Origin of the sequence: Bradyrhizobium sp. HKCCYLS1011 (assembly GCF_051167795.1) — a bacterium.
Lineage (GTDB): Bacteria > Pseudomonadota > Alphaproteobacteria > Rhizobiales > Xanthobacteraceae > Bradyrhizobium.
On sequence record NZ_JBNPTT010000005.1, the window covers coordinates 682,141 to 706,529 of the forward strand.

Genomic DNA, 24,389 nt, shown 5'->3' on the forward strand with positions numbered 1-24,389 from the left:
ATTATATTGTTACCATCAGCCTATCGATTTCGGCCCGCCCCTTGCATGCCAGCTCCGCGGCATTTTACTTTGGCGAAACAACCATCTGAGCTACATATAGATTCAGTGACGGTTGGCCGGGGACCGAGCCCGTCCGAGACGACCCAGCGGCAGGGGCCGCCAGGCGCCCCAAAGGAAGCGAAGATGAGCATCGAGCAATTCATTGACAATGAAGTGAAATCGAACGACGTCGTGCTGTTCATGAAGGGCACGCCGCAGTTTCCGCAGTGCGGCTTCTCGGGCCAGGTGGTGCAGATCCTCGACCATGTCGGGGTCGGCTATAAGGGCCTGAACGTGCTGGAGTCTTCCGAACTCCGCAACGGCATCAAGACCTATTCGAACTGGCCGACCATCCCCCAGCTCTATGTCAAGGGTGAATTCGTCGGCGGCTGCGACATCGTCCGCGAGATGTTCCAGAGCGGCGAACTGCAGCAGCTGTTTGCCGACAAGGGCATCCCGGCGGCGGCCTCCGCCTGAGCTTTCCGGTCCGCAAGCTCGGCGCGACCCGATTCGAGATCGTCGTCGCCGACATCACGCGCTTGCGCGTTGATGCCATCGTCAACGCGGCCAACACCTCGCTGCTCGGCGGCGGCGGGGTGGATGGTGCAATCCACCGCGCGGCCGGCCCTGAATTGGTGATGGAATGCCGGCAGCTTCATGGCTGCAAGACCGGCAATGCCAAGATCACGAAGGGTTACCGCTTGCCGGCCACCCACGTCATCCATACCGTCGGGCCAGTCTGGCAAGGCGGTGAGCACGGCGAGGACGGATTGCTGGCCTCCTGCTATCGCCGCTCCATCGAATTGTGCCACGATCGATCCCTCGCTTCGGTGGCGTTCCCTGCGATCTCGACCGGCGTCTATCGCTTTCCGGCCGCCCGCGCTGCCGGCATCGCAGTCCACACGACACTCGAAGCGATCGAGCTCGAGACCTCGCTGGAGCACATTGTATTCTGCTGCTTCTCGGAAGAGAGCGCTCGCCTGCATGATCAGGCGTTCGGTGAGGCGGTCGCCAGCCGCGCGCGTTGAGTTGCGCCGGTAGGATCGCCTCAATGGCGAACGGAGCATCTATGATCGAGCGGCTGGCGTCTCAATGCCTGGTGCTATGTGCGATCATCGCATTCAGCATTGGAGCTGCGTACGCAGACAATTCGTCCGCGACACCGGCGCGGCATTTCGATGCTCAGCGGCTGGAGAAGGTTGAGGACTATTTTCGTCGCGAGGTTGCGGCCGGCCATATTCCCGGCGCGGTGGTACTGATCCAGCAGCATGGTCGACCGGTGCTGCTGCAGAGCATCGGCGTACGCGACGTCGCCACGGGCGCGGCGATGACGCCGGATACGATCTTCCGCATCTATTCAATGTCGAAGCCGATCACATCCGTAGCTGTGATGATGCTGGTCGACGAGGGGCGTCTCAAGCTCGGTGATGACGTGGCGAAATACATTCCGGCGTTCGCGGAGGTGAAAGTCGCAGACATGGCGCGCGACGGCAAGACCGTGCAGTCGCTGCAACCTCTGGCACGCCCGATCACCATCGAGGATCTGCTGCGTCATACCTCCGGCATCACCTACGGCTTCTATGGCGAGACCGCCGTGCGCAAGCTCTATGCGACCTCGAACCTGTTCGACGACGATATCGATAACGCGACGTTTGCGAATCGCTTGGCGAAGCTGCCGCTGGCCGAGCAGCCGGGCACGGTGTGGGACTATGGCCATTCCGTGGATGCGCTTGGCCGTGTCATCGAGGTGGTCTCGGGGCAGACGCTCTATCAGTTCGAACAGGAACGGCTGCTCGATCCGCTCGGCATGCACGACACCGCCTTCTCGCTCGCCGCTCCCGACAAGCGCGGCCGTGTGGCCGAGCCGCTGCCGCAGGATCGTTTCGATGAACCGATCGCAGGCCTCGACGATCCCGTCCGGCCGAGGAGATGGGAATCCGGCGGCGCCGGCATGACCAGCACCCTCGGTGACTATGCGCGCTTTGCGCAAATGCTTCTGAGCGGTGGCACGCTCGATGGTCGCCGCTATCTGAAGGCCGAGACCGTGGCCTCGATGACGCGCGATCATCTCGGCCCGGAGATCGCGCACGACGATTTCTACCATCCCGGACCGGACAGCGGCTTCGGGCTCGGCTTCGCGGTGCGGATCTCCGCCGCGCCGCCGTTCACGTCAGGGGAATATCGCTGGGACGGCGTCGGCGGCACCTTCTTCTTCATCGATCCCAAGGACGACATGTTTGCGGTCGTGATGATGCAATCACCGACGCAGCGCGGCCGCATCGAGATCGAGACGCGGCGCCTGATCTATGAGGCGCTGACGCCGTAAGCCGCGGTCTTACGCCGCGCGTACGATCTCTCGGACGTGCCCGATGGTTTCCTCGATCATCGCCGAGGTTACGTCGAGATGGGTGCAGGCGCGGATGCGGCCGTCCATCATCGCCAGCAGCACGCCGTGCTTGCGCAATTCACCGACCATCTTGTTACCTGGAACTCCCGCGCCGTCAGGCTTGAAGAAGACCAGATTGGTCTCGGGCTCCTGCACCGCAATGCCGTCGATCTGCGCCAGCCCGCGCGCCAAGGCGCGCGCATTAGCGTGGTCCTCGGCGAGGCGGTCGACATGATGATCCAGCGCATGGATGCACGCGGCCGCGGCGACGCCGGCCTGCCGCATGGCGCCGCCCAGGCGCTGCTTCCAGCGCCAGACCTCGTCGATGAAATCGGCGCTGCCGGCGAGCACGCCGCCGATCGGCGCGCCGAGCCCCTTGGAGAAATCGATCCAGGCCGAATCCCAGCCGGCCGCCATTTCGGCGGCAGGAATGCCCGTCGCGACGGTTGCGTTCAGCAGCCGTGCGCCGTCCATATGGGTTACCATCCCATTTGCCTTGGCGATCGCGACGATCTCGTCGAGCGCCGCCTTCTGCCAGATCGTGCCGCCGCCGATATTGGCGGTCTGCTCCACGCTGACCACGGTCTGTGGCGGCTGATAGCGGGTGCGCGGATGGAGTGCCGCACGGAACGTGTCCGGCGTGAACTGGCCGTCGTCGCCCTTCAGCGGCATGATCTGGAAGCCGCCGAGCGCGGCATGCGCGCCGCCCTCGCGCGAGATGATATGCGCGGTCTCGTGCGCCAGGATCTCGTCGCCGGGACGGCAATGCACGAGCGTCGCCGCGACGTTGCACATCGTGCCTGACGGCATGAACACGGCCGCCTGCTTGCCGAGCAGGTCTGCGACGCGCTGGCACAGCAGGTTGACGCTCGGATCATCGCCGATCTGCTCGTCGCCGACATCCGCACGGGCCATCGCATCGCGCATCGCCGCGGTCGGGCGCGTCTGCGTATCCGACAAGAGATTGACACGCACCGGCGGGGCGTTCGGATCGCGCGGGGGAGGGGTGTAGATCATGGGAAATCCGCTTCACGCTTCAGGCTGCAAGCGGCGGATGTAGCCATATATCGAGCCGGCGGGAAGGGGCAGCTTCGAATGGCACGGCCACCAGAGGCGGTGCTTCGGCGTAGTCGAACAGCCAGGGTTCCAGCCGGCTTTGGCGCGACGGCGAAAGATAGAAAGAGCTGCCCATGTCCGGCGGGCGTTGCCGCCGCACATTCCAGCCCACGTTCAGCGCGGCCCAGCCGACCAGCATGGTCCGCCATTCGTCGGCCACCTCGCGCGCATCATCAAAGCAATGCAGAAGCTCGAGCGCGTGAGGGTCGTAAGCAAGCCTGGGGTCGGTGAACGTCAGCCCACTCTCCAGATGGCGGATGAGGTGGACGGAGGGGTCGGTCTGAACGTGCCAGGCGGACCGTTCAAGAATGTCAAAGACCGTCGAAGGAAAGGTGCCGTCGTTGAACCGGTAGCGAACCCCGGAAAGACGGCCCCGTAACGGTGGCGGGGCTCGCAGCGACGGCAAAGGCGGCGCGTTGACCGCGCCGGTCATGACAGTGCCAAAACAGATACTGCGCCTGTTGAACTCCATGGCGAACGCCCCGCTACTTCACAAACGCAGACATTGAATCACGGGACGGATGCGCTGTCAGCGGGGGTAAGGCGATTTCGTGGCAACTGTGGCATTCGGGAATCGGTCGCTGCGCCAGCCCTTCACGCAAAGAGCTCCTCACGCAAAAAGGCCCCGGCAAGCCGGGGCCTTTCACAACTACAATTGGGCGGTGAGCCCCGCCGATCAAGATCAGCGCGAATAGAATTCGACGATCAGATGCGGTTCCATCTGCACCGCGAACGGCACGTCGGACAGGCCGGGAATGCGCACGAAGGTCGCAGTCATCTTGGAGTGATCGGCCTCGATATAATCGGGCACGTCGCGCTCGGCGAGCTGGCTGGCTTCGAGCACCACGGCGAGCTGCTTGGAGGCTTCCTTGACCTCGATCACATCGCCGGGCTTGAGCATGTAGCTTGCGATGTTGACCTTGCGGCCGTTCACCTTGATGTGGCCGTGGTTGATGAACTGGCGCGCGGCGAACATCGTCGACACGAACTTGGCGCGGAACACCGCGGCGTCGAGCCGGCGCTCCAACAGGCCGATCAGGTTCTCGCCGGTGTCGCCCTTCATGCGGCCGGCCTCGACATAGATGCCGTGGAACTGGCGCTCGGAGATGTTGGCGTAATAGCCCTTGAGCTTCTGCTTGGCGCGCAGCTGCACGCCGAAGTCGGAGAGCTTGCCCTTGCGGCGCTGGCCGTGCTGGCCCGGGCCGTATTCCCTGCGGTTCACGGGGCTCTTCGGGCGGCCCCAGATGTTCTGGCCCATGCGGCGATCGATCTTGTACTTCGCCTCACTACGCTTAGTCATCGCGTCCTCTTTAGGTCTCAAGTCGTTTGGGTTTGAGGAAACGCGCCCTCCTGTGTGCCCGAAAATCTCGGGTCACCGACAGGCCCGACCCCTAAGCTTGTGAAGGGACGGACCACGGGTCGCGAAACGCGTCGCGGGCCGAAACGGCCCGCGAGCAGGGCGGTTTCTAGGCGAGAAACCGGTGGTTTGTCAAACCCTTCAGCTTCCATTTTGAGCCGAAATCGCGCCTCAGGCGCCCGATTTCGCCGGTTTTGGCCGTTTTGCGGCCCAAAGCCGGCCCTCAGCCGCCGCGCGCCCGCACCGCCTTCGGCTCGGCCGTACGCAAGGCCCGCAACTCGGCGGCGATGTCGGTATTGAGCACCTGTTCCAGCCGGTCGAACGTCCGGGCGATCAGCGCCGCGTCCGTCACCCGATGATCCCACCGAATCACCGTGGCGATGCTGCCGTCGGGTTTGGCGATATCGAAACTGAGGACATACGGGCCCGGGCTCAGCGCGTGCAGCTCGCCGCCGCCATAGGCCGCGACGCCGGTGACGGCGAAATTGCCGAACCAATTGCCGCGCTGGCGGCCGAAATTCAGCCCGATCCGCCAGGCGAGCCGCCGGAACGGCCAGGGCAGCCGGGTCGCCCGCATGATCTTGCGGAACATCGGCACTTCGGCGATCGGCGCCTCCTTGGCATTGCGGATCAGCCGGTCGATGTCGGTGAGCGCATGCCGGTCCGGTTCGCACACCCGCTGCGGCAGCACGCAAGGCTCGCCCTCTTCGACCCGGGCAATGGCGACCATCGCCACGTTGCGCGGCAGCTCGTAGAAGCAGGGCCGGGGCCATTTGGCATAGACCGTCCGCAGGGCCGGCTCGTCCCGGGCCACGATGGCGAAGGCCTTGACGAAGATCGCCGCAAAACCGGGCGGCCGGGCCAACAGGCTGCGGGCTTCGAGCAGCGGCCGGATGTTCAGGGTACGCGCCAGCGACACGAATGGCACGTCGGACGACGCATGCATCAGGTCGATGATCAGGCGGCGCGGCGGCGATATTTTCTTGCTCGTTCCGCGCATTCCTGGTCCGGACTCCCGAATGGCTCGTTATGGTCTGGCCGGTCGCCTGCCGGCGAGATCAGGCTTCGCTAGCTAGCGTTTATGGTGCCTGCGTGGCAAGCGGCTTCGTCTTGCCGGTCAGGACAAATCGCCCCGGGTCTTCAACCCCTTAATGTGCCTGCGCTGGTCCCAGCGGGAACTTTCCGCGGAGCTGCAGGCAATCGGGTAGGGGCAAGACCAGTTCATCAGCGTTTAATTCCCTCAAAGCTCGCCGCTATGCCGCGCTGAAACAGCGACCAATCGAAGCCGAGCGCCAGCGCCACGTAGCCGCGCGCGATCATCGCGTTCGCCTGCTCGGCGGTGCGCGCAACCCCACCGATCGGCACGCCGCTTCGCAAGATGCCTTGCTCGGCGCGGGCCATGAGCTCCTGCACCTGCGGATCGTCGATCAGGCCGCGCTTGTTGATGGAGGTGGCGAGATCGCCGGGGCCGATCACGGCGATGTCGATGCCTGGAGTGGCCATGATCTCGTCAATGCGCTCTACCGCCTCGACATGCTCGATCGTGATCATGCAGATCATGTCGTCGTCAGCGCTCGCCATGTAGTCAGCCATCGACACGTTCCAGCGGAACGGGGCGTGGAACGGCCCCCACAGTCGCTCGCCGCGGGGTGGGTAGCGCAGGCTGCGCACCGCCTTCTCGGCGTCCGCCCGGCTTGAGATCATCGGAAAATTGATACCGAGCGCACCGATGTCCATCGGCGCCTTCGCCAGATGCGGCTCGTTGGCGGCGACGCGCGCGAACGGCACGCAAGGCGTGCCTGCCGTCGCCATGATCATGCCATGGGCGGTTGAGAGGTCGATCGGCCCGTGCTCCAGATCGACGATGATCCAGTCCAGCGACTGCGCCATGATGCGAACGGTCTGGATGCTCGGGATGGTGGCAATGGCGCCGAAGGTCGGGCGTCCCTCGCGCCAGGCCTGCTTGAGATGATTGAGTGGCGGCGTCGACATGGGAGGCACAACTCCAGGTGATCAGGCCGGCACGCGGCCGCCAAAAAATGGCGTCAGGGCTCCGTTCAGCCGATGCGACTTGTTTGACGTAAAGATCAGGGTCGCGCCGGGCTGATCGGCCTTGGTGCCGGTCGGACCCATGAGATCCGATACGCGACGGGCGATCGCCGGCGCCGGATCGATCCAGGCCACCGGCCAGGGCGCGAGCCGCTGCAACCGCTCCAGCAGCAGCGGGAAATGGGTGCAGGCGAGCACGATGGTATCGGTGCGCGCGGCCGGGTCGGCAGCATCGCCAACGAAGCAGGGCGCGATCTCGGCGGCGATGTCGTCATCGGCAACGCTCTCGCCGCTGAGCGCTGCTTCCGCGAGCGAAGCCAGTTCGGGTGAGCCGACCAGCGTGACCTCGCAGCCCTGGCCAAAATCGCGGATCAGCCCGCGCGTATATTCGCGCGCCACTGTCGCTTTGGTGCCAAGCACCGAGACGCGCTTGGTCGTCGATTGGGCGCAGGCGGGCTTGATCGCCGGCACGGTGCCGACAAACGGTGTGGCGTAGGCGTCGCGCAGCTGCGCAAGCACCTGCACCGAGGCGGTGTTGCAGGCGATGACGACCAACTCAGGCCTATGGGCCGCGATCAGCTCGCCCATCAGCGGCACCACGCGGGCAATCAGCGCCTCCTGGCTGTGGTGTCCATAGGGGAAGAACGCGTCGTCGGCGACATAGACGTAATGCGTGTCGGGCTGCGCCTGCACCACCTCGCGCAGCACGGACAGGCCGCCGAGGCCGGAGTCGAAAACGAGAATCGTGGGATGATTTGGCACGGTGAGGGATTGTAGCTGATTGGACAGGGGGATTCAGCGGGTTTTTTCTGCGGGATGAGTAGGGACAATTTCTGTCTTCGCCCGGCTTGACCGGGCGATCCAGTATTCCAGAGGCGGATATGCTTGAGCGGAGAGGGTACTGGATCGTCCGCTTTCGCAGACGATGACCGCAGAGATTGTGGCGGTAAGGCTGCAACATGGCAAACAATCTCATCCTCGCGCAGCTTTCGCGCCGAGTCTTGCTGACGTCATCACCCTCTGAAACGAAGAGGGTGCAGGGAAGGCCGGATGCAGGGCCTGCACCCATGGCCCGCCTGCAAGAAAAAAGCAGGCGGCAGTCACCACAGGTACGGCCGAACACCGGCCTTCCCTGCGCGATGGTGTGACGGCTTATACGTGATCTCCCCGGGGACCGGCTTGTTTGCCCCCGTAGCGACGATGCGCCAAGGCGCATCGCGCAGGTCTCAGCACCGGGAGACCAGGACCACACGACTTCGCCGTGCGCATCGGATCGTTCGTCGGCATGATTGCTCACGCTGCAACCCGACACGCCCACCGCATCCCGCGCTCAACGTCCGTGACGACCGCGATACGCCCCTCAAGCCGAGGCAGGATGGAGGGGAGTATACATGATTTCTGAAAAAGCGAAAGATAAATTTTGCGGACAGGGATTGGGCGGGTGTGATTGGTTCAAGGTCGATTCGGAATGCGCGGTCAGCGCCGCTCCCGCGCCTCCGGGCTCGGATTTCGCGTTGTCCGCCTGAGGTCGTCTTCGCTCGCCGTCCAACTCATGGGCGGCTTGTTGATGAAATTCAACCTTGTGCTCATGGGCACTACGTTGGGGACAGCGATCGCTGCCTGGCGAAGGTTTTCGTCGATTGATCTGGCGACGAGTACACCGTAAACGGCTCGCCATCGTTCCAGAGCCTGATGTCATCCCTTCTTGCGCGTACGAAATTCCCGCTGATAGCAGACACGCAAGCCGGCGTTTTTGGGCTCCTGACAAAGCGTGGACGAGTACGGGTTCGTATCTTCAGCTGGATAGTGCTCCAGTATCACGTTCAGTGACTGCACCATGTCCTGCTGCCCGTCGGCCCGATAGGCGATCCGTTCGAACATGTCGGGCAACAGCGGCTTCAGAGCCTGGTAGGTTTCCGACGGCAGCTTGTTGGTCTCGATCGGTGCGACAAAGGCGTGCTGCTTCAGCGCCATCCGGATCAGTTCGATATCCTCCTGCTTGAGTTGTCCGGTCTTGAGCCTTTCATTGACGAAGCTTGCGACGAGTTTCGACTGCGTTGTTGGAATCAATGCGCCAACGCCGTAGTCCTGCTTCAAGATGGCATTGACCGTCGCCCGGTCATCCTCCGATGTGGGCGCGTCTGAAAGACGGGCCGGTTTTGACCCCGGCGCCACCGCCAAGCCATAGCGGCGATTGATCATCTCAAAGGGATCAGCGCTGCTGTTCGCAAAAGGCTCGGTCGCCGCGGTGAGGCACAGACTCGGAATTTCACCTCCACCACATCGTCTCGTCGTAAAGTAGAATGGAACGTTCGCAGAGCTCGCATGCAGCGCTGTCCTGATTTCGGCCGGGATGGCCTTACCGTCATGCTGCTCGGCGATCGTGATGGTGGTCGGATCGGCTTCGACGTTGGCGAATGCGATATTCAGATCCGGGCGCAACTGGCCGTCAGCACCGCGTATATCAAGGGGTTTGGACACTGACACGAGGACATCGGCTTCGCGCTGATCGATGGTGTCTTCGATCAAGCAGCGGCCGCCGACGACCTCGTGAACGAATTCAGGTGCGATCAGGCTCAGCGTGTCGGGACAGCTCTCGCGATGTTCGAGGTGAAATCTCCTCCAGCGCGGCAGCCAGGTGACGTGAACCATCCGATGCATCGCGCCGTCAGGCCCTCTTTCATTGGTCTCGGTGTTGGTCATCCGGGCGTTGCGCGAGTTGTGATCGCGGATGATGACGTGGTCGATATGCCCCTTGAACAGCAACTGCTGGCAAAGATCCGCGCAAGGCGGCGGAGGGGTTGGATCGTGGCTTTCGGGCTGGCGCCAGTTCATCCAGTAATTGTCCTGCTCAGGATACGGCAGTTCAAAGGAGCGCGGCTGAAATGACGATGGCAATGGGTCCGACATATCAGACGCGAGCAGTTTCTCGAGCTGGCGTTGGCCCAGATGGTGCGGCAAAAGCGCAGCCGCGACGAGCGTGATCGCCGCTACCGTGGCGCCGAGCAGGTTGGTTCCAAGAAACCGGGCGAGCAGATATCCGGGCAGCGCTGCGAGTGAGTAATAAAGCAGCGTGGGAGCTGCGATCAACGCTTGACCCGGGAGGATGAACAGCAGCAGGCCGAGCGTGATTATCCCCGGTATGAGCGCGATCAATGTCAGCGCCACCAAGACACAAAAGTAAATGCCGACGGGGCGCGGCATCAACGGCAGCGCATTGAAACGATCGGAAGGTGACGCAAAGTCCGACACGTGGCTTCGCTCCGTGCCAAAGGTATCCGTCTGCGTGGCGGGCTGAGCGCAATTAGGTAGCACCTGCCGATTTCGTCAAATTTTTCCGCCCTGGATGCTCAATTTTGCCTGAAACGGACCGATGTCCGGCCCGCACGTTAGCTGAACTTTAACGTTGACGATGCCGTCCCTGATCGCCGGTCAGAGCCGCCTTCGACGGCCGATAAGCGTATAGAGACTTGGGACCCCGACGCGGCGATCATCATCCGGACGCAAATTGCGAGGCCGCCTAGCCCTCGCGTCGTTGCGTTGAACGGAGCGATGAACCGACATTTAGCCGGATGCCTTTACCGTTCAACAAGAATCATCTATTGCCTCGGTAGTAAATCAACCGGAGCGTGCAAGCGGGGCAAGTGGCTCATCGGATCTTACGTGACGCGCGGTGACCGGCTTCAGGTCGTGATTTGCGGGGACCGCGTCGCGTTCGCGCTAGGGCATCAAACGCGTAAGGACCGTGGATATCTTCAGTCCACGAGACATTTTCTCCGGCTTGTAAGTGATCAATTGTAGCATGCAATGAACCGTCGCGATCGCAAGGCGGCCGCCAATCAGGGGAAACCCGACTCGAATGTTCATGCGAACGGCGAGTTCGCTGCGGTCCATGCCGAGGTGGTCGAGAAAATGCGGGCCGGGCGGCTTCTCGAAGCCCAGCTTCGTTGTCGGCAGGCGCTCGAAGCAACCCCTGAAGACGCCGAACTTCTGCACCTGATGGCGCAGGTCTGCCTCAATGCATCCGAATTCGATCATGTGGTGGAATGGGCATCGCGCGCCATCAGGAAGGATCCCAAGCCGTCCTACCTAGCGACGCTCGGCACCGCATTGCAGCGCTCAGGGCGACTCGAAGAGGCCTCGCAGGTCTTCGACAAAGCAGTCCAGTTGAAGCCGGACGATGCGGCGCTTTGGGTTCATCTTGGCAGCGTCCTTGATGAGTTGAAACGACTGTCTGAGGCCGCGTTATGCTTTCAGCACGCGCTCAAGCTTGATCCGCATTATCTCGCGGCCGCATGGGGCAGCGCCGCCACCCTTCAACAGCTGGGACGATTGGAAGAGGCGCTCGTTGACTGTGATCTGTGCGAGCGGTTGCAGCCGAACGATGCTCTGACGGCAACTCTGCGGTCGATGTTGCTGCGAGGCTTGAAGCGGTTCGAAGAAAGTCTGGCCGACGCCCGGCGGGCGCATTCCCTCGATCCAAAGAACGCTGACTTTTGCGTCAACGTCGGTGATGCCCTTTTATGGCTCGATCGTGTGGAGGAAGGGCTGGAGTGGTTCGAACGGGCGCTCGAACTTCGGCCATTCTTGTTGTCAGCGCTCGAAAGCAAAGGCAGGGCGCTGAGGAGGATGCATCGCCTCGTTGAGGCGACCGCGGTGTACCATCAGCTCAGGGCCATCGATCCGACCAATGCCCGCCTCGAGTTTGCCTTGGCGAGCCATCACTTATGGCTCGGAAATTTCGAGTCCGGATGGAGGGAGCGCGAAGCGCGCTGGCGCGTCCCAGGTCTTCCGATCCACTTCCCGGATAGTCCCGGGGCGGTTTGGCTGGGCGAGGAAAGCATCGCCAGAAAGAGCATCCTGATCTACTCGGACGAGGGGCTTGGCGACGCCATTCAATTCACGCGCTATGTGCCGCTGCTGGCTGCACAAGGCGCTCGCGTCGTTCTCGTGGTCCAGGACTCGCTGCAAGGCCTGTTGTCGACCTTGCCTGGCGTCTCACTCTGTCTCCCACATTCGAGCTCGACATTGCCGGCTGTGGACTTTCGTTGTCCTGCCACAAGCTTGCCGCTTGCGTTCAGGACGACGCTCGACACCATTCCGCCGCCGATCCGCTTATCCGCACCGGCCGATCGGGTGAGCGCTTGGGACGAGCGCCTCGGTCCGCGCGACAGGTTGCGAGTCGGCCTGGTATGGTCCGGCAGTCTGACGCATCCCAACGACATGAACCGGTCGATTGCCTTGCAGTCGCTGACGCCGATTTTGGATGTCGGCGCGACCTTTGTCAGTTTACAGAAGGATCCGCGTCCAGACGATCAGGCTGTGCTGCGCGAGCGGCCGGAGATCATCGACCTGACGGCGCAGCTGACGGATTTCCGCGAGACGGCCGCTCTCGTATCCTGCCTCGATCTGGTAATCACCGTCGATACCAGCACGGCCCACCTTGCCGCGACCATGGGCTGTCCGACCTGGATCATGCTGTCCCGCACGCCAGATTTCCGCTGGCTGGTGAACCGTGACGATAGCCCGTGGTACCCCGCTGTCCGGCTGTTCCGGCAGACCGAAACGCGGGAATATGGGAGCGTGATCGAACGCGTCCGTGCCGAACTGTCGGTGGCAGTCGGGCGCGCTGATCACGGAGGGAAGCAAGCCTAGCGAATAAAGCGGTTGCGCTTGCCGTCAGGTCTGACGGCGCGGGTGCGCGCGAGTCCTCATTGTTCGGGCATTGTGGTGGGGAGGGCGCGTCCTCATAAATCTTTGTCGGTGTCTGCTTCGCTCCGTTATCGACCGCTTCGTGCCAGCGCAGCAAATGTCGCGATGGGCCTGAAGCTGACTGCTGAAGTCTGCCCGCGACCCACGTCGAGCCTACTTGCCGCGATTTAGACAAACTCAGACCGCCTAGATCGGAACATCATGATGAACGGTTCGCGGGAGGCCGAACTTGCGGGCATCTATAAATTGTCTTGCAGCCCTGTGTATTCTCGTACTGAGCGCTCTCGGAGCGTTCGCCAGTGCGGCGGCGTCCGACTGTGGCGCACCTTCGAATATAAATGACGGATGGGTCATAAGTGAGCCCGAGAACCAGGCACTAAACTCGACGTTACTCTGCACGATGGGCGAAGGCATAAGTGAAGGTAAGCTCGCCAACGTGGACGACGTTGTCATCGTTCGCCACGGCATACTCGTCTATGAACGATACTATCCGCAGAAGCAGCTTCACGCCGACGCGACCACACTGCACCGTGGATATTCCATGACCAAGAGCGTTGTCTCGCTGCTTGTCGGCATAGCCCTTGATCGAGGTTGGATCAGGGACCTCGATGTACCGGTTGTTTCGTATTTCCCTGAGAACCCCGATCTCAGGATGCTCGACAAGGCACCGATTACTTTGCGTCATCTTCTGACGATGTCGGCAAAATTGGGCTCCAGCGAGGCTCCTGGCGTCTCCTTCGAATATAATAACGGTGAGACAGAACTCGTGGGCGCTGTGCTACAAAAAGCAACCGGGAAGACCGTCGATGTTTTGGCACGAGACAACGTCTTAACGCCGCTCGGCATCACAGATGTTGAATGGATAAGGGATCCGTTTAACGGAATCGCACAATCGGCTCGTGGACTCATTCTGCGCCCCCGCGACTGGGCCAAAATCGGTCAACTCGTTCTCAATCATGGGGTCTGGGAAGGTAAGCAGATCGTTCCGGCTTCATGGATCGCTCAATCCACGGCTGAGCAAATCAGCGCGGAAGGCCCGCTACCGGCTGAGCATGTCAAGGCAGAAGGTTCACGCTCTTATGGCTACCAATGGTGGCTCGGGCAATCACCAGGCAAAGATCGTGCGGTTCAGTGGGTTGCCGCTATGGGCTTCAATTCCCAGAAAACCATCATCATCCCCGCGCTTGACATGGTCGTCGTCTTCAACGCGTCCCGACAATCCAAAAACATGGTCGCGCCGGAGTTAGATCTATTGAACAGATACATCTTACCCGCCGCTGACAACTGACGCTGGTCCGCTCTCGGCCATTTTCGACGAATTCGGCGAGGGGTCTCGGTTGGTTGATGTCCGCTTTTGCCCATAAGCATCGAACCGGGCCAGGAATGCTGGTCGTAACGCGCTACGACAAGCTGGCGGCGAATGACCTCGCTTTCCTTTAGCTTGCCTCGATCAGGCGATGGCTTCGCGTGAGGGAGTCCACTCCATTGGCCGTTTACGCTTGTTCCCCAAGCCGCTATGGTAGGTAGGCGGCTTCGCAATGAGACCTGACGACTGGCGGTTCGTTCGCCCGTAGCACTATGACGAATACCATCGGGTGGATCGTTCGCACCGAAACGGCTGAGCACCATCGATATTGGAAAGTCGGTGAAGTCGACCCGGATCGGGCTGCGATGATGGCTCGCAACACAGCTAGCGCCGATGTGGCAAAAGCGATCACGCGCATTCCCTCTCACGCCTCGTCCATCGGCTCTGGTGTCGTGACGGAACTGGTTTGGCAGAGTGCACCGGTGCCCAACACGTCCGAACAATTCCAACTAGAAGATCAAGTCAGGACCAGAGAAGTCGCATCAGGAGAAGTCACATTTGACATCGTCGTGCCAGAGGAAGGAGTGAGATACGCTGAAGGATGTTATCGAATAGATGGCGGACATTGGCACGTTTACTACGTGACGAATCGGCACAATGGAGCGCCGTGGACCGGCGAGCCGGCCATCAGGAGCGACGCCATCTTTCAAAGCGGTATTTCCGGAGTTGACGGACTTGTTCCTGCGGACTGGATCCTCAACAAGATGACGATCAAGAAAATTCTAGCTGAGGCGCTCGGGGTTGGTGCATGGATCGAGGTGAGCGGGCCAGACTCGCTTATCCTGAAGTGATAGCACCCTCACGTTATGTTCGCCGAATTGTAGCCTTAGTTAAATCGCTCGTCGCCAATGTCCGCAGCGGGTCGCGAGCGGCCTTTCGGTTCCCGAGGTGGTACGTCCAGTTGTGCCCCGCGAGCTGAACTCATCCGGTCCGCGGCTTTCCGAAATCACCAAAGCGCCCCTCCCTAATGCACACAGAGGTGAACCGTGTGGCCGGTGTAAAGTGTTTCAAGAACAGAGACGCTTGCACCGAAACGTTCCGATTTCATGCCTGCGAAATATTCAACCCACCAAAGGGGTGTATCGCTTGGCTTGATAGCTGCAATTTATGTGATGAGTTCAGATGCACCTTGAAGCCGTGCCAAGAATATTTGGACGCCGGTAGGCCGACCTTCGCATGCCGTCGCTGCAAATCCGAAGAATAGAAGCATTACGCCGCACGATGTCCGCTCCCGGGTCACAAGCGGTCTTTTAGTCCTCCGGCCGCTCACTTCGGGTCGTCCCTCGAGAGAGTGGATATCCTCGACACAGACTGGAAGGTCCGAAATGGTCCAATAGCGACATCACGAGTGGCCTAGCGTCGCGACACACTGGCGGTGCTGCTCAAGCCACTCCGGCCGCTGCGTTGCCATGACCTCCACGCAGAACTGAACGCATTCGGTCGTCTGGGCAACGATAAACTGCTTTTGCAGCTTGGCCGTTCGGATGAATACGGTACGCATATCGACTTTAAGTGACGCCAAAAGCTCCACTTTGAATGGAGGACGCCATCGCTCATCGAAGGATCGATTCGGCTTGCTGCCGTCTATTGCGCAGCCGCTGCCGGATGATCTCGCCTAATGACGTATCTGGCGATTTGCGGAATGCCTTGAGCTTTTTCATTTGACCTTTGCGCAGTACCTGAGATTGGGCGTCGTCCGATCTTTCGGCTGCGGCTTGGCCTTGGGCTCCTACAAGGGCCTGTCTGATAACGCGGCGTTCACTCTGATGAGAAAGCTGCTTGCTGCGCGGAATGTTCTTTCGGCTGCTTTTCTGGTTTTCTCCGTATGTATTACGTCGGTCGTGTTCGTAGCTTAACCGCTTCTTTTCCTGAGGCGTTTTGACTTTGCTCACGATGTCTTCCTGCGCTCGCAACGATGCCCGTCGTCGTGACCATATCACAGCTACCGGACGGCCGATATGTCGCCCTGGCTCATTTTCGACGGATTCGGCGAGGGGTGTCGGTTGGTTGATGTCCGCTTCTGCCCATAAGCGTCAAACCGGGCCGGAGGGCCGGTCGTGACGTGCTGCGACAAGCTGGCAGCGAATGACCTCGCTTTCTCGAGAGTAGGCAGATTTGCTTTAGTTGCGACATTTGCTGATTGTCGGAAGCTTCAGGACGCGCGAAAATCCGGCACACTCATCTCTGTTACGATACGAAATTGATTAAAGGTAGGATCGCCGGATCCCGACCGGGCCAGACCAGGTCGCGAGAAAGGCCGATTATTTCTCTCACGCATTGGAATGACCATATCTTTGTCCGGCCAAAGGACAGTTGATAGGGTGTCGTGACAAGGATCATGCCAAATGTCGTCCGTTAATCTGACCGGCTCGCGCGCAACGTTGATTGCGAATATTATTGCTTCTATCGTGGCTTTTATGATCGCCGTTGAGGTAACTTATATTGAGGATGTGCAGTTTGGTTATGTGTTGCCGAACGACACCTTTCTCTGTTTCTTCCCGGCGATTGTGATGTTCTTAGTCCGGAACGAGCCGCTTTCCTGTTTATTCCTTGTGATATATTCGATCATTTTCATCGATTTGTTATTTGTAGCGCGAGATCTCTTTATTGGGATTTCTAGATTTTCCAAAGGAAATGATCCGCTATTGGTTCTCGTCCTATTCGCGATGGCGACAGGGGCGTGCCTAATTGCATATTTCCTTATCAGTCTCATGAGGCTCGCAATCTCATCGTCTAACAAGTGAGGTACTTAGTTGACGTGCTTGCGTGCATGGCTGAAAGCAACGGCCGGACGATCGACAGCAGCAAGCAATTTTTCAACCGAATCGAAGAGCTGACCGGGCGGCGTACTCGATCCGAGCCCTCGGGCGAAAGCAGAAGGAGGGGCGAGCATTGGCAGCCTCCCCAGCCCAGGCTGGGGAGAGTCGCGCGCCGACAGGGCGGATATATGATAGCTAGCCGCGATCGAGCGCTCGCTGTGCCGCCGCCACTGCGCGGTCGACATCGGAGCTGCTGGTCTGCCAGTTGCACACGGAGACGCGCATGCAGCGCTGGCTGCGCCAGGTGGTGCCGGCAAAGAAGGCTTCGCCTGAGGCCGTGATGCGCGCGGCGATGTCGTCGGTGCGGCGATCATGGTCCTCGTCGGTTGCGCCGGGGCGCGGATCAAAGAAACGGACGAGGCCCTGATTGATCACGGGCTCCCACATCACCTGGGCGCCCGGCAGGCTGCCGATCCGCATCACCAGCGTGTGGGCGTGCGCGCAGCAGCGCTCGATCAGCTCGGCCACACCGGCGCGCCCGAGCTGGCGCAGTGCGGCGTAGGTCGGAACGCCGCGGCCGCGTCGCGACCATTCCGGATTCCATTCGATCTGGTCGCGCGCATCATCGACGAACTGCGTATAGCTCGCCCGATGCGAGAAGGCGCTGCGATGCGCTTGCGGATCGGCCACGAACGCATAACCGCAGTCGAACGGCGTGTTCAGCCATTTATGGCCGTCATTGGTCCAGGAGTCCGCGCCGTCAACGCCGCGCAAGAGGTGACGATGCTTCGGGCTCGCGGCAGCCCACAGGCCGAACGCGCCGTCGACATGGACCCAGGCCCCGTGGCGGCGCGCAAGCGGGATCAACTCGGCGAACGGATCGAAGGCGCCGATATTGAGATCGCCGGCATGCAGCACGACGATGATCGGTTGCGACGGCGCGACGTCCAGGGCGCGCGCGAGCACATCCGGTTCGAGCCGGCCGCTGCCATCGCAGGGCAGGGCGGCGATCGCCCGCTTGCCGAGACCGAGCATGCGGACGGCGCGTTCGACCGAGCCATGCCGCTCGCTGCTGGTCAGGACGCGGATCGGAGGCGCCCCAGTGAGGCCGTGCTCCTCGACATCCCAGCCGGCGCGCGCGAGCAGTCGATGACGAGCTGCCGCAAGGCAGGTGACATGAGCCATCTGGGTGCCGGTGACGAACGCGAAGCTTGCGGTTTGCGGCAGGCCGAACAGGTCCTTCAGCCAGGCGCCCGCGATCTCCTCGATGACGGCTTCCGCCGGACCGCAGGCGTGGATCGCGGCGTTCTGGTCCCAGGTCGAGACCAGCCAGTCCGCCGCGAGCGCCGCGGGCAGGGTGCCGCCGATCACCCAGCCGAAAAAACGCCCGCCATTGCAGCCGAGAAGGCCGCCCTCGGCGTCGCGCACGAGATCGTCGATCACCTCTGCTGCATCGGTGCCGCTCTCCGGCAACGGCTTGCCGAACCGCGCGCGGAGCTCGGCAAGACCTGTCGTCGCGTTGACCGGGGCCGTCTCGGCTGATGAAAGATGCGCGAGCGCGTGCGTGAATGCTCGTTGCAAAGCGCGTTGGAAGGATTGGTCGCTCGACATCGTCATCCTCTTGCTTGCCGGTCCGGATCGCGCTCAAGTAGCAGTGCGGTCCCAACGCGGCTCGCCGGAATCGGACTCTGTCCTGGCCCGCGATGCTGGAAAGCCAACATGCTCGATGCGAAGGAATGTGAACGTGCGCGCGTGGCGCGGGATCGCCGCTATGACGGCCGCTTTTTCATCGGCGTCAGGACCACGCGGATCTATTGCCGCCCTGTCTGCCCGGTCCGGCCGGCGAAGGCCGGCAATGTCGGCTTCTATCCGTCCGCCGCGGCGGCGGAGGCCGCCGGATTCCGCCCCTGTCTGCGCTGCCGGCCGGAGACTGCACCGTTCTCGCCGGCCTGGCAGGGCACGCGGACCACGGTCGCGCGCGCCCTGCGCCTGATCGATCGCGGCGCGCTCGATGACGGGAGCGTCGAGCAATTGGCGGCACGTCTGGGAATCGGGGCACGCCATCTCAACCGGCTGTTTCAGCGGCACCTGCATGCAAGTCCGATCCAGGTCGCGCAGACCGCGCGCGTGCAGCGCGCCAAGCGGCTGCTCGACGAGACCGATTGGCCGATCACGGCGATCGCGTTGCAAGCGGGCTTCGGCAGCCTGCGGCGCTTCAACGCCGTATTCGCGGCGGTCTACCGGCGCCCGCCAAGCGAGATCAGACGGGCGCGCCGCAGCTGATCCGTTTCATCACCGCCAGGGTGATAAGACCGACAAGGCACATCTCATCAACTCATGGCTTTCACCGCCAGCCCGGAGCTCCGTCCGCGCACTCCGCCACGCGCCCGCCGGCGTGCATGCAGGCGCGATAGAGTGCGGGTTCGACGAAGCGGCCTGCCCAGATGCCGCGGCCGGCGCGGCGCGCCGCCAGCTGATCGGCGGCGTAGGCGCCGTGCGAATATTGCGGCTCCTCCACGGCGAGCCCGCGCGACACCAGCATCTGGCCGAGATCGATGCCTTGGGCTGCGCAGCGGGCAACGATGCGGCCATAGCGATCGCCGTCGACGGGCGTGCAGCGGACGGTCTTTCCCCTGGTGGTAGTGTACAGCGCCAGCGCGGCCTGCTGGCCGCAGCGATAGGGACGGCGGTCGCGGCCACGACAGGTTTGCGTGCTCTCCGGCGCGTCGACGCCCCAGAGACGGATGCGCACGTCATGGATATCCAGCGTGTCGCCGTCGACCACGCTGACCTGGCCGATCAGAGCTTGGCCGACCAGATCGCGCGCATTGGCGGGCAGGGCGTGGCAGACGATGACGATCGCGCAGGCGATGCGCTTCAGCTGGTCGATCAAATCCGGACCTCGATCAGCGCTGGAAGCTCAGTTTGCCCAGCCGCGCGTGGCGCGCCAGCGCATGCGCGATCAGCCTGTTCATCAGCTCGGGCTGCGGCAGGCCGGTGGCCTCCCACATTCTCGGATACATGCTGATATTGGTGAAGCCCGGCAGCGTATTGACCTCGTTGACGTAGACCTCGCCGCCGCTGACGAAGAAGTCGACGCGCGCCAAGCCCTCGCAGCACAACACGCCGAACACCTCGACGGCGAGCTTCCGGATGCGTGCGGCCAGAGCCGGGTCCAGCTGCGCCGGGACGTGCAGCGACGCGCCACCGGCATCGGTGTACTTCGCGTCGTAGGAATAGAAGCCGTGCTGCCCGGCCGGGACGATCTCGCCGAGCTCGGAGGCGCTGACCTCGCCGCCGGCATCCTCCAGCACCGCGCATTCGATCTCGCGCACCGGCGCGATGCAGCGCTCGATCAGGATCTTGCCATCGAAGCGCAGCGCGAGCTCGCAGCTCGCCGCGAACTCCGCGGCATTGCGCGCCCGGGAGATGCCGACCGAGGAGCCGAGATTGGCGGGCTTGACAAATAGCTCCGATGCACCGGTCGCGCGAACCGCGTCGTCGTAAGGGAGCGGCGCCGCGGCGGACATGGCGATGTAGGGCACGATCGGCAGGCCGGCATCCCGCAGCAGGCGCTTGGCGACGTCCTTGTCCATCGACGCCGCCGATCCCATCACGCGCGCGCCGACATAGGCGACGTCGGCCAGCTCGAGCGCGCCCTGCACGGTGCCGTCCTCGCCATTGGGACCGTGCAGGACCGGAAACACGACATCGAAAGCGGTGAGCTCGCGCATGTCAGTCCCACCGCTTTCGACGACCAGCGCGCGGCCCTGGCCGCCCGGCAGCAGTACGAGAGCAGGCCCGTCGGATGGGATGACCAGCGCAGGGCTCGTCTTGTCGTTGGCCGCATCGGCGACGACCCAGCGGCCGTCACCGGTGATCCCGACCAGCGTGACGTCATAGCGATCGGGGTCGAGCGAGCGATAGATGTTGGCAGCTGACGCCCTGGAGACGTCATGCTCCGCAGAGCGTCCACCGAACAGGATCGCGACCCTTATCTTGCGCTGTGTCATCTCGTTCTTCTGGATTGCGGTACGTTGCGTGGACCCGTTTACAGGAAAGGCACGAGTGCCGCAATTGACGCCGGCATCGCGGCGTGACCCGCGCATCTCGGCGCTCGCTCTCGCCGGGCTGGTTCTCGCGAGCGGAACAAGGCTGTGCTCGATACCGCGAGGCGCAATCGCCACGTTGCCGGCCGCAATTGCCGCTCTGTCCGATTTCTACAATCCGTTCGGCGCCGGTTCGACCTAGCGTCTCGGCTCTGAGCTTCGCCGGTCCCGTCGGAATTGCAGCGGATCGGTGCGTAAATTGGAGAGTCGCATGTCACGCATTGCCCTGTATACGTTCGGCATTCTCAACGCGGCCGCGAAGTCGGATGAGCTCGCGGACTTCCGGGCCGTGGCGCCCGCGGTCTATGGCGAAGCCGAGAGATCGGAAGGTTTTATCGCACATGCGGTCTCAGTGCGGCCCGACCTCTACGGCAAATCCCGGCTCGGCCAGGATTTCGGTCCATGGGGCGTCTATGTCGCGCCCCGCTTCTACCAGCCCGGCGGCGGCGACGACGACGGCACGATGATCGCGACCCTGTCACTCTGGCAGGACACGGACGCGGCATGGAGCTTCGTCTATGGCGGGCTCCATCGCGGCGCATTGCGCCGGCGCCGCGACTGGTTCAAATCGCCGGAATGGCCGGGCTACGTGTTGTGGTGGGTGCCCCACAGCATCGTGCCGACCTGGCGCGAGGGCGCCGGCAAGCTGGAAGCGCTGCACGACAATGGACCGCGTGCGTCCGGCTTCGACTTCGGCCATCGCTATGACGCCGAGGGCCAGCCGGACCTGCCGCCGATGCGGGCAGTCCGCTCGGCGTGACATGCGCAACGATCCTGCGCGACGAGACTCAGCGTGCCGGCAGCGTCATCGCGATGACGCCGGCGAGCACGCAAGCGAGCCCGAACCAGGCGGTGGGCGAGAGCCGCTCACCCAGCACGATGACGCCGATGGCGACGCCGATCGGCACCCGCAGATAGGACTGCGCGGTGGCGCCGATCGAGCCGAGCGTCTGCAGCAGACGAAAATAGATCACGAGCGCAAGCGCGGTCGAAAACATCGACAAAGCGAGCAGGGCGAAGGTCGAGCGCTCCGATGGCGCAAGCGTCCAGGGATGATCGACGAGCAGCGCGAGCGGAATGAGGACAGCGCTGCCTGCGAGCAGTGAGCCGGCCGCCGGCAGCATCGGGTCGAGGCCCTTGAAGCCCTTGCCGACGATCGCCGCACCGGCATAGCAGATGGTGGCGGCGACGATCGCAAGCTGCGCCCAGAGCGCGTGACCGAGCCCCGAAAGCGCCTGCACGCCGATGATCAGGCAGATGCCGGCGAGGCCGGCCACCACGCCCACGAGCTTGCGCGACGTCACCGGCTCATGATGCGTCACGCAGACGGTCAGCAGGAACGTGAAAATCGGCGAGGTCGAGTTCAGGATGGTGGCAAGCCCGGCGTCCGTCACCTGCTCGGCCCAGGCGATCAAGGTGAATGGCACCACGCTGTTGAGGCCGGCCTGGACGACAAAGCGCCGCCACGTCGCGACATTGCGCGGCCACGAGATGCCGCGGGCGCGGATGAGGCCTGTAAGTAAGAGTCCTGCGATCAGCGTGCGCGCCGCAATCAGCGTCACCGGCGGGATGGTCTCGACCCCGATCCGGATGAAGGTGTAGGACGCGCCCCACAGCGTGGAGAGCGCAAGCAGGAGCGCGAGCTCGCGCGCGATGGAAGGATGGCCGGACATGGCTGTAACGCTCGTTGCTGCGACGGCGCAAGGAATAGCCGCGCCGCGTGTGCAACGCTTCGATGCCGGTCGAACAACGGAAGCCAAAGCGGCGCGCTGGCGAGCGGGGATCTAACTCCGCCGAGGCCGCATTGCGAGGAGCCAAAGGCGACGAAGCAATCCAGACTTCCAATTGGGCTCTGGATTGCTTCCGACATCGCCCTTCGGGTTATGGCGGGACGAGTCGCTTCGCTCGCACTGACGACAGCTATCAGCGCCCGAGCTGAGCCGGACTAAGCCGCCGGCATGCTCTTCTCGACCAGCCGCACCCAATACGAGGCGCCGTGGGTGAGCACGTCGTCGTTGAAGCGGTAGGCGGGATGGTGCAGTTCGGCGCCGGGGCCGGTGCCGATGAAAACGAAGGCGCCGGGGCGCTCCTCGAGCATGAAGGCGAAATCCTCGCCGCCCATCCGCGGCACTGCGCGGTCGTCGACGCGATCGGGGCCGGCAATGTCGCGGGCGACGTCGGCAGCAAACGCGGCCTCGCGCGCGTGGTTCATCGTCACCGGGTACATCCGCGTGTAGATGGTCTCGGCCGCGCCGCCATAGGCGCGCGCGGTCGCGTCGGCCACTTCGGCGATGCGCCGCTCGACCAGATCGCGGATCTCGGGATCGAGCGTGCGCACCGTGCCCTTCATCTCGACGGTCTCGGGGATGACGTTGAACGCCGTGCCGCCATGGAAGGCGCAGATCGAGATCACAGCCGATTTCAGCGGATCGACATTGCGCGCAACGATCGACTGCAGCGCATTGACGATCTGCGCGCCGATCAGGATGCTGTCGACCGCCTTGTGCGGACCTGCGCCGCCATGGCCGCCCTTGCCGGTGACCTTGATCTCGATCGCGTCGGCTGACGCGAGCATCGCGCCCGGCGAGAGCGAGAAGTGGCCTGCGGGAAGGCCCGGCATGTTGTGCATGCCGTAGACCTCCTGGATGCCCCAGCGCGTCATCAGTCCGTCGTCGATCATCGCCTTGCCACCGGCGCCGCCTTCCTCGGCCGGCTGGAAGATCACGACCACGGTGCCGTCGAAATTGCGGGTCTCGGCGAGATGTCTTGCGGCGCCGAGCAGCATCGCGGTGTGGCCGTCATGACCGCAGGCATGCATCACGCCCGGCGTTTTGGAGGTATAGGGAACGCCCGAGGTCTCCTCGATCGGCAGTGCGTCCATGTCGGCGCGGAGGCCAATGGTCTTGCCGGAGGCCGTGTTGCGGCCGCGGATCACGCCGACCACGCCGGTGCGGCCGATGCCGGTGACGACCTCGTCGCAGCCGAAGGCGCGGAGCTTGTCGGCGACGACGGCTGCGGTGCGATGCACCTCGTAGAGCAGCTCCGGATGTTCGTGGAGATCGTGGCGCCAAGCCGCCATGTCGTCGGCAAGCGCGGCGATGCTGTTGATGATGGGCACGAGGAATACAACTCACTGTCTGGGATGAGATCGCGGGCAACTATGGCCCGGCGGTCCAGAGGAAGCAAGTTTCAGGCCGAGCCAGGAATCTCGCAGGTGAATCTCGTAGGCGCTCAGGCGGGCGGCGACGGCGGCACGCGCGGATATTTGTTCTCGGGCGCAACGATCAAGCGGAAGGCGCGCAGCCGCGGCTCCCGCCAGTCTGCGAGGAACGCGCCGCAGATGGTGCATTCAGCGCGCCCGGGCCGCCCGGCGGCCGACAGCGACTCCGCGACCTCGTAAGAGGCGCCGCAGTTCGGACAGGTGATGCTGGAGATCTTCATGCTACCATCCTCGCCAATCCGGATGCATGTGTGCTCCGTTCCGGAGTTCGCACCA

Annotated in this window: 24 protein-coding genes; 10 read left to right on the forward strand and 14 right to left on the reverse strand. The window is 62.9% G+C overall.

The genetic code is table 11. The features are described from left to right. The first annotated feature begins 183 nt into the window (after positions 1-183). The 3 genes from grxD to ACQR1W_RS20135 are packed head-to-tail and all read left to right on the forward strand — an operon-like array spanning position 184 to position 2,365. Positions 184-516: a Grx4 family monothiol glutaredoxin gene (gene grxD / locus ACQR1W_RS20125; protein WP_434852407.1), complete on the forward strand. Its 333-nt coding sequence runs from the start codon at positions 184-186 to the stop codon at positions 514-516. Beyond that, entirely contained in the window at positions 513-1,067 is a 555-nt protein-coding gene (locus ACQR1W_RS20130; RefSeq protein WP_434852502.1) for an O-acetyl-ADP-ribose deacetylase, read from the forward strand. The genes grxD and ACQR1W_RS20130 overlap by 4 nt, the downstream gene beginning before the upstream one ends. A 23-nt stretch (positions 1,068-1,090) precedes the next feature. Continuing rightward, positions 1,091-2,365 carry a serine hydrolase domain-containing protein gene (locus tag ACQR1W_RS20135; protein ID WP_434852408.1) on the forward strand — a complete coding sequence of 425 codons (1,275 nt, stop codon included), beginning with the start codon at positions 1,091-1,093 and terminating at the stop codon, positions 2,363-2,365. A 9-nt stretch (positions 2,366-2,374) separates the two neighbouring features. Here the strand turns inward: ACQR1W_RS20135 and ACQR1W_RS20140 are convergent, their stop codons facing one another. The 7 genes from ACQR1W_RS20140 to ACQR1W_RS20170 all read right to left on the reverse strand — a co-directional run bounded on the left by ACQR1W_RS20140 (position 2,375) and on the right by ACQR1W_RS20170 (position 10,199). Next, complete coding sequence (locus ACQR1W_RS20140) at positions 2,375-3,442, reverse strand: threonine aldolase family protein (protein ID WP_434852409.1); 1,068 nt, start codon at positions 3,440-3,442, stop codon at positions 2,375-2,377. 19 nt (positions 3,443-3,461) lie between these two features. Beyond that, the gene (locus ACQR1W_RS20145) at positions 3,462-4,013 is read right to left on the reverse strand and encodes a hypothetical protein (RefSeq protein WP_434852410.1); all 552 of its coding nucleotides are present in this window, start codon (positions 4,011-4,013) and stop codon (positions 3,462-3,464) included. A 210-nt stretch (positions 4,014-4,223) separates the two neighbouring features. Beyond that, positions 4,224-4,841, reverse strand: coding sequence for a 30S ribosomal protein S4 (gene rpsD / locus ACQR1W_RS20150; protein ID WP_434852411.1), 618 nt, complete (start codon positions 4,839-4,841; stop codon positions 4,224-4,226). Between the two features lie 280 nt (positions 4,842-5,121). Then, complete coding sequence (locus tag ACQR1W_RS20155; protein WP_434852412.1) at positions 5,122-5,898, reverse strand: acyltransferase; 777 nt, start codon at positions 5,896-5,898, stop codon at positions 5,122-5,124. Positions 5,899-6,122: 224 nt separating this feature from the next. Next, positions 6,123-6,890 carry an HpcH/HpaI aldolase family protein gene (locus tag ACQR1W_RS20160; RefSeq protein ID WP_434852413.1) on the reverse strand — a complete coding sequence of 256 codons (768 nt, stop codon included), beginning with the start codon at positions 6,888-6,890 and terminating at the stop codon, positions 6,123-6,125. 21 nt (positions 6,891-6,911) lie between these two features. Beyond that, positions 6,912-7,709: a glutamate racemase gene (gene murI, locus ACQR1W_RS20165; protein WP_434852414.1), complete on the reverse strand. Its 798-nt coding sequence runs from the start codon at positions 7,707-7,709 to the stop codon at positions 6,912-6,914. A 933-nt stretch (positions 7,710-8,642) separates the two neighbouring features. Next, the gene (locus tag ACQR1W_RS20170; RefSeq protein ID WP_434852415.1) at positions 8,643-10,199 is read right to left on the reverse strand and encodes a hypothetical protein; all 1,557 of its coding nucleotides are present in this window, start codon (positions 10,197-10,199) and stop codon (positions 8,643-8,645) included. Positions 10,200-10,754: 555 nt separating this feature from the next. Between ACQR1W_RS20170 and ACQR1W_RS20175 the strand changes: the two genes are divergently transcribed. The 3 genes from ACQR1W_RS20175 to ACQR1W_RS20185 all read left to right on the forward strand — a co-directional run bounded on the left by ACQR1W_RS20175 (position 10,755) and on the right by ACQR1W_RS20185 (position 14,816). Next, positions 10,755-12,602 carry a tetratricopeptide repeat protein gene (locus ACQR1W_RS20175; protein ID WP_434852416.1) on the forward strand — a complete coding sequence of 616 codons (1,848 nt, stop codon included), beginning with the start codon at positions 10,755-10,757 and terminating at the stop codon, positions 12,600-12,602. Between the two features lie 493 nt (positions 12,603-13,095). Beyond that, on the forward strand, positions 13,096-13,947 hold the full coding sequence (locus ACQR1W_RS20180) for a serine hydrolase domain-containing protein (protein ID WP_434852417.1): 852 nt from the start codon (positions 13,096-13,098) through the stop codon (positions 13,945-13,947). A 290-nt stretch (positions 13,948-14,237) separates the two neighbouring features. Further along, positions 14,238-14,816, forward strand: coding sequence for a hypothetical protein (locus tag ACQR1W_RS20185; protein ID WP_434852418.1), 579 nt, complete (start codon positions 14,238-14,240; stop codon positions 14,814-14,816). A 762-nt stretch (positions 14,817-15,578) separates the two neighbouring features. Here ACQR1W_RS20185 and ACQR1W_RS20190 read toward each other — a convergent pair. Next, positions 15,579-15,917 (reverse strand): hypothetical protein, encoded by a 339-nt coding sequence (locus ACQR1W_RS20190; RefSeq protein WP_434852419.1) that lies wholly within the window; start codon positions 15,915-15,917, stop codon positions 15,579-15,581. A 453-nt stretch (positions 15,918-16,370) separates the two neighbouring features. Here ACQR1W_RS20190 and ACQR1W_RS20195 point away from each other — a divergent pair, with 453 nt between their 5' ends. Next, on the forward strand, positions 16,371-16,769 hold the full coding sequence (locus ACQR1W_RS20195; RefSeq protein WP_434852420.1) for a hypothetical protein: 399 nt from the start codon (positions 16,371-16,373) through the stop codon (positions 16,767-16,769). 210 nt (positions 16,770-16,979) lie between these two features. Here ACQR1W_RS20195 and ACQR1W_RS20200 read toward each other — a convergent pair whose 3' ends face one another. Then, positions 16,980-18,395 carry a pyridoxal phosphate-dependent decarboxylase family protein gene (locus tag ACQR1W_RS20200; RefSeq protein ID WP_434852421.1) on the reverse strand — a complete coding sequence of 472 codons (1,416 nt, stop codon included), beginning with the start codon at positions 18,393-18,395 and terminating at the stop codon, positions 16,980-16,982. Between the two features lie 108 nt (positions 18,396-18,503). Here ACQR1W_RS20200 and ACQR1W_RS20205 point away from each other — a divergent pair, with 108 nt between their 5' ends. Continuing rightward, the gene (locus tag ACQR1W_RS20205; protein WP_434852422.1) at positions 18,504-19,067 is read left to right on the forward strand and encodes a bifunctional transcriptional activator/DNA repair enzyme AdaA; all 564 of its coding nucleotides are present in this window, start codon (positions 18,504-18,506) and stop codon (positions 19,065-19,067) included. Between the two features lie 61 nt (positions 19,068-19,128). Here the strand turns inward: ACQR1W_RS20205 and ACQR1W_RS20210 are convergent, their stop codons facing one another. Both ACQR1W_RS20210 and ACQR1W_RS20215 read right to left on the reverse strand, forming a co-directional pair. After that, on the reverse strand, positions 19,129-19,677 hold the full coding sequence (locus ACQR1W_RS20210; RefSeq protein WP_434852423.1) for a thermonuclease family protein: 549 nt from the start codon (positions 19,675-19,677) through the stop codon (positions 19,129-19,131). A 13-nt stretch (positions 19,678-19,690) separates the two neighbouring features. Further along, on the reverse strand, positions 19,691-20,797 hold the full coding sequence (locus tag ACQR1W_RS20215) for a D-alanine--D-alanine ligase family protein (RefSeq protein WP_434852424.1): 1,107 nt from the start codon (positions 20,795-20,797) through the stop codon (positions 19,691-19,693). A gap of 55 nt (positions 20,798-20,852) precedes the next feature. Here ACQR1W_RS20215 and ACQR1W_RS20220 point away from each other — a divergent pair, with 55 nt between their 5' ends. Both ACQR1W_RS20220 and ACQR1W_RS20225 read left to right on the forward strand, forming a co-directional pair. Continuing rightward, positions 20,853-21,035, forward strand: a complete 183-nt coding sequence (locus tag ACQR1W_RS20220) for a hypothetical protein (protein ID WP_434852425.1) — start codon at positions 20,853-20,855, stop codon at positions 21,033-21,035. Between the two features lie 69 nt (positions 21,036-21,104). Next, on the forward strand, positions 21,105-21,653 hold the full coding sequence (locus tag ACQR1W_RS20225) for a DUF3291 domain-containing protein (protein ID WP_434852426.1): 549 nt from the start codon (positions 21,105-21,107) through the stop codon (positions 21,651-21,653). Between the two features lie 28 nt (positions 21,654-21,681). Here ACQR1W_RS20225 and ACQR1W_RS20230 read toward each other — a convergent pair whose 3' ends face one another. From ACQR1W_RS20230 to ACQR1W_RS20240, 3 genes are all read right to left on the reverse strand, one after another. Then, on the reverse strand, positions 21,682-22,566 hold the full coding sequence (locus tag ACQR1W_RS20230) for a DMT family transporter (protein WP_434852427.1): 885 nt from the start codon (positions 22,564-22,566) through the stop codon (positions 21,682-21,684). Between the two features lie 272 nt (positions 22,567-22,838). After that, positions 22,839-24,011: a M20 aminoacylase family protein gene (locus ACQR1W_RS20235; protein WP_434852428.1), complete on the reverse strand. Its 1,173-nt coding sequence runs from the start codon at positions 24,009-24,011 to the stop codon at positions 22,839-22,841. 113 nt (positions 24,012-24,124) lie between these two features. Further along, positions 24,125-24,334 carry an MJ0042-type zinc finger domain-containing protein gene (locus ACQR1W_RS20240; RefSeq protein WP_434852429.1) on the reverse strand — a complete coding sequence of 70 codons (210 nt, stop codon included), beginning with the start codon at positions 24,332-24,334 and terminating at the stop codon, positions 24,125-24,127. Positions 24,335-24,389: the final 55 nt, after the last annotated feature.

Excerpts from the sequence above, each read along its gene's own strand:
- grxD (WP_434852407.1), top strand. The coding sequence starts at position 184 with ATGAGCATCGAGCAATTCATTGACAATGAAGTGAAATCGAACGACGTC.
- ACQR1W_RS20135 (WP_434852408.1), top strand. The coding sequence starts at position 1,091 with ATGGCGAACGGAGCATCTATGATCGAGCGGCTGGCGTCTCAATGCCTG.
- ACQR1W_RS20140 (WP_434852409.1), bottom strand. The coding sequence starts at position 3,442 with ATGATCTACACCCCTCCCCCGCGCGATCCGAACGCCCCGCCGGTGCGT.
- ACQR1W_RS20145 (WP_434852410.1), bottom strand. The coding sequence starts at position 4,013 with ATGGAGTTCAACAGGCGCAGTATCTGTTTTGGCACTGTCATGACCGGC.
- rpsD (WP_434852411.1), bottom strand. The coding sequence starts at position 4,841 with ATGACTAAGCGTAGTGAGGCGAAGTACAAGATCGATCGCCGCATGGGC.
- ACQR1W_RS20155 (WP_434852412.1), bottom strand. The coding sequence starts at position 5,898 with ATGCGCGGAACGAGCAAGAAAATATCGCCGCCGCGCCGCCTGATCATC.
- ACQR1W_RS20160 (WP_434852413.1), bottom strand. The coding sequence starts at position 6,890 with ATGTCGACGCCGCCACTCAATCATCTCAAGCAGGCCTGGCGCGAGGGA.
- ACQR1W_RS20175 (WP_434852416.1), top strand. The coding sequence starts at position 10,755 with ATGAACCGTCGCGATCGCAAGGCGGCCGCCAATCAGGGGAAACCCGAC.
- ACQR1W_RS20185 (WP_434852418.1), top strand. The coding sequence starts at position 14,238 with ATGACGAATACCATCGGGTGGATCGTTCGCACCGAAACGGCTGAGCAC.
- ACQR1W_RS20195 (WP_434852420.1), top strand. The coding sequence starts at position 16,371 with ATGTCGTCCGTTAATCTGACCGGCTCGCGCGCAACGTTGATTGCGAAT.
- ACQR1W_RS20200 (WP_434852421.1), bottom strand. The coding sequence starts at position 18,395 with ATGTCGAGCGACCAATCCTTCCAACGCGCTTTGCAACGAGCATTCACG.
- ACQR1W_RS20205 (WP_434852422.1), top strand. The coding sequence starts at position 18,504 with ATGCTCGATGCGAAGGAATGTGAACGTGCGCGCGTGGCGCGGGATCGC.
- ACQR1W_RS20215 (WP_434852424.1), bottom strand. The coding sequence starts at position 20,797 with ATGACACAGCGCAAGATAAGGGTCGCGATCCTGTTCGGTGGACGCTCT.
- ACQR1W_RS20225 (WP_434852426.1), top strand. The coding sequence starts at position 21,105 with ATGTCACGCATTGCCCTGTATACGTTCGGCATTCTCAACGCGGCCGCG.
- ACQR1W_RS20230 (WP_434852427.1), bottom strand. The coding sequence starts at position 22,566 with ATGTCCGGCCATCCTTCCATCGCGCGCGAGCTCGCGCTCCTGCTTGCG.
- ACQR1W_RS20240 (WP_434852429.1), bottom strand. The coding sequence starts at position 24,334 with ATGAAGATCTCCAGCATCACCTGTCCGAACTGCGGCGCCTCTTACGAG.